We start from the raw sequence: 12,723 nt of genomic DNA on the forward strand, positions 1-12,723 counted from the left end.
GCCCCCCCTGGCGCTGGAAGCTAGCGGGCGGGGGTGTCGGCGACATGATCACGCTCGATGCCATAGTAGCTACCCCCGTAATATTGACCGCCGATGCCGATACCCGGCGTCGCGCGGTTGAGGGAGGTGAGCACGACGCCGCAGGAATCCAGCTGATGCATGGCTCGCTCCACCGTACTCGCCGGGGTGCGATCGGCCTCCACTACCATCACGACCTGCCCCATGTGCGTCGCCAGGACACCCGGCTCGCTGGTGGCCAGCAGGGGCGGGGAGTCGAACAGGATGATGCGATCCTCGTACCGGTCATGCAGGTCATCGACCAGATCCCGCATCACGTCGCTCGCCAGGATCTCGGTCGAGCGTCCGTGGGGGCGGCCTGCCGGCAAAACGGTCAGGTTTTCCACGTTGGTGCGCAGCAGGACATCGGGGATCTGGATGTCGGGTTCGCTGAGGACATCCATGAGCCCGAGATCGGCGTGAAACCCAAGGGTGCGGGGGATAGCCGGTCGTGATACATCGGCATCCACCAGCAGCACGGTGCGCTCCAGCTCCATCGCCATGCTCAGGGCCAGATTCACGCTGGTAAAGGTCTTGCCCTCCCCCGGCAGGGAGCTGGTGATCATGATCAGCCGGCCCTTGGGCACGCGCATCGCGGCATGTCGTCCGAATGCATTGTTCAGCAGGGGGCGTTTCATCATGCGGAACTCTTCCGCCACGCTGGAACGCTGATCCCCCGGAACGATGAGCCCCTGCTTGCGCAGCCAGGCAAAATCGATGCTGACTTCCTGCGACACTGGCTCTCGCCAGCGTTCGGGCTCGCGCGTGGCGGCTTCGGGGGTGGCCGCCTGTTCGGCCGTTGTTTCGGGGACCGGCTGACGCGCCCGGTTTTTGTCCAGCGCCTTCTCGATAATACTCATTATGCTGTCAGCCCCTTGCCGGCAACCGACTCCATCGAGTCGGCCGGTTCCCTGAAAGATAGTCGGCACGCCACCGGATTGCCGGGGCATCCCATCCCGCATCTGCGTGGTTCCGTCATCGCAACAGCCCCAGGAGATCGTCCAGAAGGACTTCCGAGCCGGTCGCGTAAAGTCCCATGACCACGGCATACACCAGCACCAGCGTCCCCAGTGCGGCGGTGAATACCATCAGCTCCGACAAGCGGCGATGGCGACTCATCGGCGTACGCACACGCGAGACACTGCCCAGGACCGGGCGGCCGGTGACCGCCGCCAGCTGCTGGCTGCTACTGATCGTTCGGCGCAGCTGCGACAGCAGGAACGCAAAGCCGGTGCCCGCACCCAGACCGACCAGGAGTACGGCCGTGGCCAGCATGGGTCGATCCGGCGAGGCCGGCGCTGTGGGCTGACGCGGCGGCTCGAGCACACGGAAGTCGACCGCGTCGGTCTGACTCTCGACGGCCCCCGACATCACCGCCTGCTCGCGGCGATCCTGCAACTGGCGATAGGAGTTGCGCATGACGTCGTAATTGCGGGTCAGGGAGGTCAGCTCGGACTCCACCGCCGGTGCGCGATCCACGTCGCCCTCCAGCCGCGCAACCCGGTCCTCGAATTCGGCGATCCGAGTGGTCAGCGACGCGATCTCGCTTTCGGTTTCGCTGATGGCGTTTTGCAGCACCTCGTTGCCGCTGCCCACGCGTCGGATGGCCTGCGGGTTGCGCGCCTCTTCTTCACGACGCGCCTCCAGCTCTTCGACAATGCGCCGTGACGAGACCACGTCCGGGTGCTCGTCGGTGTAGTGCAGACGCATCGCGTCGATGCTTTCCTGCAGCTCGCTGATGCGCCGGTCCAGCTCCAGGTTTTCGTAACCACCTTGTCCGCTTCCGGCGCGCCGCCGGAGGGTTTGCAAGCGACTCTGCGCCTCGCGCTCCTGCAAGCGCGCCTGCTGCAGCTGGTCACGGGTGCGCTCGAGACGCGAGTAAAAGTTGCCGTCGCCGCTGAGGAAGCGCGCATTGTCGCGCTTGAACTGCTCGATCTTGGCCTCCTTCTCCTGCAGCTGCTGTTCGTAGTTATCGAGCTGGCGCTCGATGAACTGCTGCGAGGTGGTGAGATCGAGGCGCGAGTCGCCCATGCCGCGGGCCATGAAGAGGTCAACCGTCTCGCGGACCACGCGATAGGCCACCTCGGGGTTTCCGTGACGGAAACTCACGCTATAGATGTTGTCGCGCTCGCCGACGTCCAGCGTCAGCCGTGCGCGCAGCAACGCGACCTGGGCATCCAGGTTGGAGTTGCCGGTCAGAACGTCGAGATCGCTCTCGCGGGCGATCTCCTCGAGGTTGTCACGACTGAACAGGGTACGGGTGATCATGCGCAGGCGCTGCTCGGTGTTCGGCCGCACCGTCATCCCGCGCAGCAGCGGATCCAGAACCGACTGGGTGTTCACATAGACCCGGGCCTCCGCCTGATAGGTGTCCGGCAGGTTGTGGGCGTAAGCCCAGCCGCCCAGACAGACCAGCCATGCAATGGGCAGGATCCACCAGCGCTTGCGCCAAGTAGAGCGAACATGCTGCCAGAGCTCTTGAACGATCTTTTCCATACAACCCAGCTTCCCGCCGACCGCACCGGCGCCTGGTAGCGTCCGCGGGCCGATCTGCTAACGAATACCTGCCCCCCGGACGCGTCTGCCTTGCGCCGGGACCCCCCGGGCTCGACACCGGCGTGCCGGCGAGGCCGGGTTGGGAGAAATCCCAGGTTCATTGAAGTGGGTTTGCCAGGGACTGTCCACAGATGTCGGGATTGTTTACAGCTGGCGAACTGACGGGCAAATCACGGCGCAGGCGACTCGCGCGAGGATGAGCGAATCCCTGTCATTTCTGTGTACTGGTACAGAGTTTGCTGCTGTACACACAGGGTAGAGTTTCACATCTGCAGCGGCCCCTGCACCGACCATCAAGGATCGCTGATGAGTCACGAAAAGTTGGCACTGGAACTCGCGGACTTCTGGTTCCCGGCAATCGCAAACGAAACCTGGGATCAACGCCTCCGCATCCTCGACGAGATCCATGGCCAGCTATATCAGGACCTGGAATCCGCCGGGGAGTACGAACAAGTCTCCGCCAGCTTCGTCGCGGCGTTGATCAACCGCCTGGGGTCGCCCCCGGTCACCGACCCGGCACAGGCACAGATCTACGCCGGATCGGCCCAGGAGCAGCATTGGGGCGCCGCCATCGCATGGCAGTTCAGCGAGGGACAACAGGCCGACGAGGCCACTAGCGAGCAGAGGGAACGACGGCGCTGGCCGCGCGAGGCGGTCAACCTGCGCACGGAAATGTGGATCCAGGGACGGCCGGGCCACTGTCGTCTGGTGGACGTCTCGCGCTCCGGCGCACGCGTCATGCCGCTGCGCTACCAGCCGCGGCTGCCGCCCGGGACCGCCATCCGGGTAATCGTGCCGAATGACGGCGCGCGCGACGGCGTCGTTGTGTTTTCCAGTCCACGAGGGGTCGGGCTGCAGTTCGTGAATGCCGCCGCCTGAAGCGAGCGGCTACCAATCGCCAACCCACGGGAGCAGACAGATGAAACACTGGATGGCCACTCAAGCAGAAATCGCAAAAACAACCCCGCAACCGCTCGTCGCGTCCGATTTCGGACGCGCCCTTTCAAATGGGTAGCCCCGGCCGGATCCGCACCTACCTCGCCCGTTCGGAGGCCGCCCGCCGCATTCATTATCGGCTGCGTTACGAGGTGTACTGCCGCGAAACCGGGTTCGAACCCGCCGAGCAGCATCCTGAGGGCATCGAGCGCGACGCCTACGACGAACATGCCGAACACTTCCTGATCAGCCACGAGGGTCGCCCGCCGGAAACGCGCTGGGTCGGCGCGATGCGCCTGATCCTCCCGGGCAAACGCCCACTGCCTACCACGGAAAACTGCCGACTGTTCCCGGAGGTGGAGGCCGAAGCCGATGTTCCAGCAGTGGAAGTTTCGCGCCTGATCGTACGCGGGGCCTCGCCCGAGGTGCTTTATCACCTGTGTCAGGCCTCGCAGGAATACGCGCGACGGCATGGATACCTGCGCATGTTCTTTCTGGTGCGCCCGGCGCTCGCGCGACTGCTGCGATGTCATGGCTTGCCCGTCGAGGTCTGTGGCGCGCCGCACCGGCATCGCGGCACACGCATACCCTGCCTGACGCACACGGACGAAGCGGGCGAGGCCCTGAAGGCCTGGCGGCAGCGATTGCAGCTTCCGGCACTTTCGGAAGTTCCGCACTACACTGCATGGGAGAGTCCCGGACCGGAATGCACGCCGCGCCATGCGGAAGCTCCCGAGCCATGGGGTCCGCCCTCGGATACGGCGGGGCTCGTAGCAGGAGGAAACTAGTCGTGGAAAGCGACTCGGTAGTCAGTGCGTTCAATCGGTACTTCGACCTCTCCACGCGCACCGGGCAAAGCCTGGAGGAGATCCAGCATCTTCGCTATCAGGTGTACTGCAAGGAGTTCGGCTTCGAGCGTGAAGAAGACTGCCCGGGGCACAAGGAGATCGACGAGTACGACACCCAGGCCTGGCACTGCCTGCTGGAACACAAGCCCAGCGCCATGGCGGCCGGGTGTGTGCGAGTGGTCCATGTCGACGCCCATGATTCGATCACGCAATTGCCGATGGAACGCCATTGCAGCGAGAGTTTTTTCGACAGCGCCTGGCGCCCCGACCGGCTGGACCGCGACAACATCTGCGAGGTATCCCGCCTCGCCGTCCACGGCATGTTTCGGCGGCGCCATGGCGAGACCGCCACACCGTTCGGCGACATCGAGGCACTGGAAATCTCGCCCGACCAGGTTCGCGTATTCCCGATCCTGGCGGTCAGCCTGTTCGTGGCCGCGACCCTGCTCTGCGTGCACCACCGCAAGCAGCATGCCTTTGCCATGATGGAGCCAGCACTCGCCCGCATCCTGCGCCACACCGGACTCGAGTTCACCCAAATTGGCGAGATCGTGCACTATCACGGCAAGCGCGCAGCGTTCTATATCGACTCCGGGGAGGCGTACGAAAGCATCCGGCGATCCAGTGCCCTGAGCGAGCTGTGCCGGCACGTGGAGTCGACCCTGCTGCGCAGACCACATCCACTCCCCACCGCGATGCCGATGAAAGCCATCCGGCCACGCGCTGCCCCCATGCGCCCCAAAGTCTTGCCGGCCGGGCGGACGTGGCGCCCGCAACCAACGAGACCTGAAAATGGATACCACGGGTTGAGGAATTGAGCTCCGCCTTCGACTACCAGACGGCATTCGCCCGCACCGTCGGCTGGGTGACCACCAGCGAACTGCAGCGGATGCGCGGGGCGCGGATTGCAATCGCGGGCCTGGGCGGCGTTGGCGGTGCCCATCTGCTGACACTCGTACGCCTCGGGATCGGCCACTTCCGCATCGCTGATCCGGATATCTTCGAACTGCACAACATGAACCGCCAGGTCGGGGCAGCCCTGTCGCGCCTGGACCGGCCCAAGGTCGAGGTGCTGGAAGAGATGGCCCGGGACATCAACCCGGAGCTCGAGGTCGACACCTATCCGCAGGGCATCCACCCGGACAACCTGGAGGCTTTCCTCGACGGCGTGGATGTCTATGTCGATGGCCTCGACTTCTTCGCCTTCGACATTCGGCGCCAGGTGTTCGCGGCCTGCGCCGAGCGCGGCATCCCGGCCGTCACGGTGGCGCCCCTCGGTATGGGGGCGGCGCTCCTGAACTTCCGTCCCGGCGGGATGCGCTTCGATGCCTACTTCGACCTGCACGACGGCCTGGACGACGAGGAGCTGGCGCTTCGTTTCATGATTGGCCTGGCCCCCGCCATGCTACAGATGGGCTACCTGGCCGACCCGGCAGCCGTCGACCTGGCCGCGCGGCGCGGGCCCTCCACGCCCATGGCCTGCGACCTGTGCGCCGGGGTCATGGGTACCGAGGTGCTCAAGCTCTTGCTGGGCCGCGGGTCGGTCACGTGGGCCCCGCGGGGCGTGCATTTCGATGCCTACCGCCAGCGACTGGCGCGGACGTGGCGCCCGGGCGGCAACCGCAACCCGCTGCATCGCCTGCTGATCCGCATGGCCCGCAAGCGACTGCACGCCCAGCGCGCCCAGCAGCGGGCCGCAAACCCGGGAGTACAATGACGCCATGATGACCCGGATCGCCATATTCGCCAGCACGGCCCTGCTGCTGTCGGCCGCCGCTCTCCCCACCGCGGCCCTGGCCGAGGAATCCGCGGCACGCGATCTGGCGCGCGCAGTGCACGAACGCCCGGACGGCGACGACGCCGTCACCCGCGGCATCATGACCCTCACCGGCGGCGGCCGCCGCGAGCGGGTACGCGAAAGCTACGAATACCGCCTGGAAGGCGACGAGCCCGGCGCCAGCCGCAACCTCATCCGCTTCACCTCGCCGCGCAACATCGCCGACACCGCCATCCTGATCCACAACCACCCCGGCGATGACGTCGATCAGTGGTTGTATCTACCTGCCATCCAGCGCGAGCGCCGCATCAGCAGCGAGAATCGCGGCGGCAGCTTCGTGCAGTCCGAGCTCTACTTCGAGGATCTGGAAGACCGCGAGCCACACAAGGACCACCATCGCATCCTGGGCGAGGACACCTACGAAGGAGCGCCCGTCACCGTCCTCGAAAGCATCCCCGTGGACTCCGGCAACTCCGTCTACAGCAAGCGCGTCAGCTGGATCCACGAGGAAACCCTGCTGCCGTTGCGAATCGACCTCTACGAAGGGGGCGACGAGCCGTCCAAACGCCTGGAGGTCCAGCGGATCGAGGACATCCAGGGCTACTGGACGGTCACCCGCAGCGCCATGACCGATCTTGCCAGTGGCCGCACAACCATCCTCGAGGTCGAGGACGTGACCTACAACAGCGGGCTGCCGAGCGAGTTGTTCAGCATCCGCGGCCTGTCGGACCCGAGCCTTGCGCGCCCCTATCGCCCATGACGCCGGCGGCCTGCGGGCTGGGGGGCACCCCGCCCTGGTCCTCGCCGCGTTGCTGATGCTGGCCCCCCTGCCCCTGGCGTCCGCCTCTCCGGGACCGTATACGGTACAGCCGGGCGACACCCTCTGGGACTTGGCCGAGCACCTGCGCCCGGACGAACACACCTCCATCCAGGAAACGATCCGCCTTCTGTTCGAGCACAATCCGCACGCCTTCACCGGCGATGAACGCACCCTGCAGGTGGGCGCCGTCCTGTCGAGCCCGGATACCCCTGCCGGCCAGGCCGGGGCCGCCGACCCAGCAAACGCCGCACCTCCTCAAGACCCCCAACCCACCGACTCGGCACCGGCGGGCAGCGTTGCGGCCGCCCCCGACGGCGAAACACGGCGCGAATTTGTATTTGGCGACCGGCCGGACGAGGACACAGAGGCGGAAACCGAAACCGGCACCTCCGCCTGGGACCTGCGCGTCGACGAGGCGATGATCGAACTCGGGGTCCTGGGCACGTCCGGGCGGCCCGTGGATTACGTGCAGCACGGGCGCGCCGTGGTCAGCGCCCGGCACAACCTGAACGAGGACTGGGACCTGCGCCTGGGCGCCCGCCTGGACGTCCAGGCGCAACAGGGTGGCGACTATCCGCGCACGACGCGGGCCCGCGCCGACTACGACGAGAACTTCCTGCGTTACCGCGGCGACCGCACGCGCATCACGGTCGGCACCCAGCGCATCCTGTGGGGACGGGTGGACGAGATTCCGCCCACCGACCGGCTCAGCACCAAGGATCTGACCCGCTTCGGGCTGGACCCCTACGGCGAACGCCGACGCGCGAATCCCGCCATCCGCGCGGAATTCTTCGAGGGGCCCTGGCACGCCGACCTGGTGTTCCTGCCCATCTTCCGGCCGGCGGAGCTGCCCGATCGCGACAGCCTCTGGCACCCGGTGGACCGCAACCGCGGCCGCCTGCTGGGGCTGCCGCAAGACCCGGCACTGGCGCCCCTGATCGAACAGGCCACGCTCGACGACGATGTCTCCGGAAATGGCGGCGCCGGGGTGCGACTGGGACGCTCCGGGCGGGGCGCCGACTTTGCCGTGACCATCCAGCGCGCCCGGCACTCGCAGCCCTACTACCGCTTCGATGCCGATACCCGCCAAGCCATCCTGACCGGTCAGCCCGCCGGGAGCCCGACGCTGGAGGCCGTGCACCCGCGCACCTGGGTGGTCGGCGGCGACACCGCCTTTGCCACCGGCGCCTGGACCTGGCGGGCCGAGGCCGCCTGGCTCAGCGATGTGCCGGTCACCCGCGCGGACGATCTGCGCCAGACCACGGTGGAAGGCGTCGACTGGGTGATCGGTGCCGAGGGCTTCCCCGGGGACGGAGATTTCCGCATGACCACGCAACTGGCCGGCCAGCACCTGCTGAATGCCGGGGACATGCTGGATGCCCGGGAGAGTTACTTCCTGACCGGGGAACTGGAAAGCCCGTTTGCCGGCCACAACTGGCGCGCCCGCATGCGGTACTCGGTTGGCCTGAACCGGCGCGACATCTACCTGAACCCGGAACTCGCGTGGATTGCCCGCGAGCCCATGGAATTCTATATCGGCCTGCACTGGCTGGACGGTGCCGAGGGTACCGCCGGTGGCTTCTATCGCGATAACCGCATGCTGGTGACGGGCTGGCGAGGTCAGTTCTGATGCGCTGGCTCCGGGGGCATCCCCTGCTCGCGCTGGGGATCCTGGCCCTGCTGATCCTCCTGCCCGGACCCGTCCTGCTGCAGGTCAATCTGGACAACGCACCCGAGTCCTATTTCCCCGAGGACGCCCCGGCCGTCACCTTCGATCGCGAACTGCGCGAACGCTTCCCCCAGGATCAGGTGCTGGTCGGCCTGTTCACCGGAAGCGATCTGTTCGAAGCGGACTTCCTGGAACGCATTGATGCGCTGGCACGGGACATGGAGGCCGACCCCGCCGTCGAACGGGTGCTGTCGGTCACCACCCTGGATCACATCCGGGCGACAGCGGACGGATTCACGGTGGATCGTCTGGTCGACGGCCGGGCACTGGACGAACGCAGCCCGGAACAATGGCGCGAGCGAGTGCTGCGCGATCGCTTCGCCCCCGGACTGGTGGCCGGCACCGGAGGCGAGGCGCTGGCCGTGATCGTGCGCCCGCACGCCCTCGACAACAGCCTGCAACGCCTGCAACTGGAACGCCTGCTGCGCGACCGGATCGGCGCACACGACCTGGAAGACGAGCTGGCGGCCATTGCCGGACATATTGCCCTGGATGTCGCCCAGCTCCGGGCCATGGTCAAGGACCTCGCCTTCCTGGTTCCGGGCACCATGACCGTGAGCCTCCTGCTCCTGTGGTGGCTGTTCCGGCGTCCGCTGGTGGTCGTGCTGTCCGCCGCCACCATCAGTGCGGTGACCGGCCCCGCGATCGCCCTGCTGATCCTGCTGGACCGCCCGTTCACGCTGATCTCCGCCATCCTGCCGCCGTTGCTGACGGCGCTCACGGTGGCAATGCTGATGCACTTCTTCAACGCCATGCTGCACGCCGCGCAACGCGGCCACCAGGGGCGCGCGCGCGTGGAAGCGGCGCTTGCCGCCGTGGCCCGACCCACGTGGTTCATGGCGCTGACCACCGCGGCGGGGCTTGCCTCGCTGCAAGTCAGCAGCATCCGGCCGATCGAGACCTTTGGCCTGATCGGGGCCTTTGGCGTCCTCGTTGCCGCAGCGGTCGTGCTGCTACTGCTGCCCGCGATCATGGGACGCTGGGACCACGGCGACTGGCTCACGCCCAAGCGCGGATTGCTCCTGCTCGACCGCGTGACCGCGCTGGCGGCACACCTGGCCATCCGCCGGGCTGGGTGGGTGCTGCTGGCCACGGCCATCCTCCTGGCCCTGGCGATCCCGCAGATCCGGCATGTGGAGGTCGAGACCGACCTCTACGCCTTCTTTGACGACAACCACTCGATTACCCAGGCCACCCGCGCGGTGGAGAGCGAACTCTCCGGGGTGATGGCACTGGAGGTGGTGTTCGACGGCCCGGACTGGGACAGCCTCCAGGACCCGGAACGCCTGCAGGCGATCCAGCGCGTACAGCACTGGCTGGACCAGCGCCCCGAAGTCGACTACAGCCTGTCCCTGCCGGACCTGGTCGCGGAGATGCACTGGGCCTTCAACGAGGAAGACCCGGCGTACCGCCGGATCCCCGACGACCCCAACCTGGTCGCCCAGTACCTGTTCATCTACGACGGCCGCGATCTGTTCGATGCCGTGGACCGCGACTTCGAACGCAGCCGCATCCTGCTCAACCTGAACGCCCACGGCGCCCGGTCCATCAACGCGCTGATGGACGATCTGCGGGGGTATCTGGAGGCCAACCCACCGGCCGATCTCGAGTGGGACATGGCCGGCATGGCAAGGCTGTTTGCGGATCAGGAACGCCTGCTGATTCAAGGCCAGCTCCACAGCCTGTATGCCGTGGCGGCGATGATCACGCTGCTGATGCTGCTGATGTGGCGCTCCGTTCCCCTGACCCTCCTCAGCATGATCCCCAACCTGGCACCGGTGGCGATGATCTTCGCCCTGATGGGCCTGCTGGGCATCTGGCTGGACATGGCCACGGCCATGATTGCCAGTGTCGCCATCGGGATCGCCGTGGACGACACCATCCACATCCTGCACAACTATCGCCGGCGCCGCGGGCGTGGCAGCCCGGTTGCCTGGGCACTTGCCCGGAGCTTCCGCCGCAGCGGTCGCGCGATTACCGCCACCACCATCGTGCTGGTGGCTCAGTTCCTGCTGCTGGCGCTGTCCGACTTCCAGCCCACGGCTGCCTTTGGCTGGCTGACCGCCTTCGGGCTGATCGCGGCCCTGCTGTTCGACCTGCTGGTACTCCCCGCCATGCTGGTCGTCGCGCATCGACTGTCGCGGGCGCGTACCGCCTAGGGAGACGCTGATCAATGCGCACGTCCGCGCTCGAGTCGACTTTGCGGGCTGACAAGGCGCGGCGAGTGAAGTGTAGCCGAGCTACATGAGCGAGCCGCAACGCGGTCAGCGGGCAAAATCGGCCGAGCCCCTTCGGGGTTGGGCCCCATTTTCCCCGATCCTGCGTTGCGCCGCTTGACCGTAGAATGACTACGGCGCTGCGCTGCGCGCCTTGTCTCGGGAAAAATGGGGCACCAACGCGGACGTGCGCATTGATCAGCGTCTCCCTAGGCCCGTCGCGCCCGCCAGACCCGACCGGTCCTTCGGTGTTCGCGTACCCCGCACATCACGCCCCACCCTCGCAAACGGCCCTTCGCCCCGATCCTTTGTCGATCCCGGGGCCTCCCGTGGCCCGTTGTCGATGGGCTTTACAAGGGGGCATTTCCGACAGATCGCTGATTTTATGGAACTTGTTGTCCATGGGCCCCTGCCCATCGACCTGAAGCCCCGAACCCACGCCAGCCTTCGTCGACCCCCTTTACAGTTCCGCCCCGGGATCGCGGGCAAACCACCCGCACGCGGCGGCGAATCCAAAACCCGCCGCTAAGCCCCAACATTTTCTATCGCACAAACAATGGGTTGTGAGCGATTAATTTTCGAGGCCGAAATTGGCACGGCATCTGCTTCGTAATAACTGCGACAACAACGGACTCGGCCACCAGGCCAAACCACGGCGATGGTTGAATCGTTTTAAATTGAGCATCAGGAGAATCCCTTGAACGCGAAAAAAGTACTTCTTTCTTCGCTCTGCGTCGGCATTTTCGCCGCAGGTGCGAGTACCGCGACGGCAGCGGAGGTGATCGACTTCGACATGAACCTCGACGCCACCGCGAACTACAGCGGATCGGTCGAAAACGTCCGCCGAATCATGTTCGACCTGAACACCCAGACCTTCCAGTACATTCAGGACCCGAACAACCCGGTTCAGGTCGGAGATGTGTTCTATGACCGCGGGTACGGCGATGCCACGTCCTACCGGACCTCCACCAACGCGGCCGCACCCCAGTCCGGCGACATCCTTGGCAACGACTACTCCATGGGGCTCCTCTGGGACGAACTCCGCGGCGTGGTAACCGGCACCGATACGGTGGGCGGCAATTACGTAGTCAACGCCAACTACACCGCGGTGGGCACCGACAACTTCCAGCTGTTCATGTCCGGCGTGACTCCCGGTTTCGGTCAGGACTATGAAGCGGCGGCGGCACACTACAGCGCCGGCGAACAGATCATGGAGTTGGCCCTGCAGTCCGGGAACAGCATCCTGGAATTCCAGAGCCAGGGCGGGGCCTTCATCGAAGGGACCTTCACCTTCGAATTCGAGGTGGTGAACGTGCTGCCGGGCTTCTGGTTTACCAGCGACGGCATCGACTTCGCCGACCTGCTGGAAGACGAAGAAGGCAATCCGACCTTCATCGTCTCGGCCTTTGCCAGCGCCGGCACCATCCAGGAACCGCCGCCGGAGACCTTCTTCGGTGACGATGCCAACAACGTGTACGGCGACACCCGCGAAGGCCAGTCCCTGTTCAGCGAAACCCAGTCCACCCACGATGGCAGCCTGCGCTTCGCAGTGCCGGAACCGGGCACCCTGGCGCTGATGGGCCTGTCCCTGCTGATCCTCGCCGGCTTCATCGGGGTCGGTGGCATCCGCCGCCGCTCCGCCTACCGCCAGGCCGCATAACCGACGCTAGAACGATTTCTAGTCTTGATGGCCCTCCCCCCGGGGCATCGAGTTGAGGGCTCCCTTCGGGGAGCCCTTTTTTTGTTCCGCGATCCGGGCCCGGTACTACAGCGGTCATGAACCC

10 protein-coding genes are annotated in these 12,723 nt (G+C 66.0%); 8 read left to right on the top strand and 2 right to left on the bottom strand.

Annotation, left to right across the window (positions count from 1 at the left end; all coding sequences use genetic code 11):
• Window positions 1–20: 20 nt before the first annotated feature.
• Both F622_RS0110970 and F622_RS0110975 read right to left on the bottom strand, forming a co-directional pair.
• Entirely contained in the window at window positions 21–917 is an 897-nt protein-coding gene (locus F622_RS0110970) for an XrtA-associated tyrosine autokinase (protein WP_019571965.1), read from the bottom strand.
• 115 nt (window positions 918–1,032) lie between these two features.
• A complete protein-coding gene (locus F622_RS0110975; protein ID WP_019571966.1) occupies window positions 1,033–2,553 on the bottom strand; it encodes an XrtA system polysaccharide chain length determinant in 1,521 nt (506 codons plus the stop codon).
• Window positions 2,554–2,919: 366 nt separating this feature from the next.
• On the opposite strand from F622_RS0110975, the gene F622_RS0110980 reads away from it, so the two are divergent.
• The 8 genes from F622_RS0110980 to F622_RS0111015 all read left to right on the top strand — a co-directional run bounded on the left by F622_RS0110980 (window position 2,920) and on the right by F622_RS0111015 (window position 12,599).
• Window positions 2,920–3,492, top strand: a complete 573-nt coding sequence (locus F622_RS0110980; protein WP_019571967.1) for a PilZ domain-containing protein — start codon at window positions 2,920–2,922, stop codon at window positions 3,490–3,492.
• 128 nt (window positions 3,493–3,620) lie between these two features.
• Complete coding sequence (locus tag F622_RS0110985) at window positions 3,621–4,337, top strand: acyl-homoserine-lactone synthase (RefSeq protein ID WP_019571968.1); 717 nt, start codon at window positions 3,621–3,623, stop codon at window positions 4,335–4,337.
• Window positions 4,338–4,339: 2 nt separating this feature from the next.
• Entirely contained in the window at window positions 4,340–5,215 is an 876-nt protein-coding gene (locus F622_RS0110990; RefSeq protein ID WP_018144839.1) for a PEP-CTERM/exosortase system-associated acyltransferase, read from the top strand.
• The gene (locus tag F622_RS0110995; protein ID WP_019571969.1) at window positions 5,212–6,114 is read left to right on the top strand and encodes a ThiF family adenylyltransferase; all 903 of its coding nucleotides are present in this window, start codon (window positions 5,212–5,214) and stop codon (window positions 6,112–6,114) included. The genes F622_RS0110990 and F622_RS0110995 overlap by 4 nt, the downstream gene beginning before the upstream one ends.
• Window positions 6,115–6,118: 4 nt before the next feature.
• Window positions 6,119–6,934 (top strand): outer membrane lipoprotein-sorting protein, encoded by an 816-nt coding sequence (locus tag F622_RS0111000; protein ID WP_019571970.1) that lies wholly within the window; start codon window positions 6,119–6,121, stop codon window positions 6,932–6,934.
• Window positions 6,912–8,624 (top strand): LysM peptidoglycan-binding domain-containing protein, encoded by a 1,713-nt coding sequence (locus F622_RS0111005; protein ID WP_019571971.1) that lies wholly within the window; start codon window positions 6,912–6,914, stop codon window positions 8,622–8,624. Before F622_RS0111000 ends, F622_RS0111005 begins: the two co-directional genes overlap by 23 nt.
• The gene (locus F622_RS0111010) at window positions 8,624–10,882 is read left to right on the top strand and encodes an RND family transporter (protein WP_019571972.1); all 2,259 of its coding nucleotides are present in this window, start codon (window positions 8,624–8,626) and stop codon (window positions 10,880–10,882) included. The genes F622_RS0111005 and F622_RS0111010 overlap by 1 nt, the downstream gene beginning before the upstream one ends.
• Before the next feature lie 754 nt (window positions 10,883–11,636).
• Window positions 11,637–12,599 (top strand): PEP-CTERM sorting domain-containing protein, encoded by a 963-nt coding sequence (locus tag F622_RS0111015; RefSeq protein WP_026331572.1) that lies wholly within the window; start codon window positions 11,637–11,639, stop codon window positions 12,597–12,599.
• Window positions 12,600–12,723 lie beyond the last annotated feature (124 nt).

The organism is Thioalkalivibrio sp. ALMg3 (genome assembly GCF_000381225.1).
In the GTDB taxonomy this organism is placed as follows: Bacteria; Pseudomonadota; Gammaproteobacteria; order Ectothiorhodospirales; family Ectothiorhodospiraceae; genus Thioalkalivibrio; species Thioalkalivibrio versutus.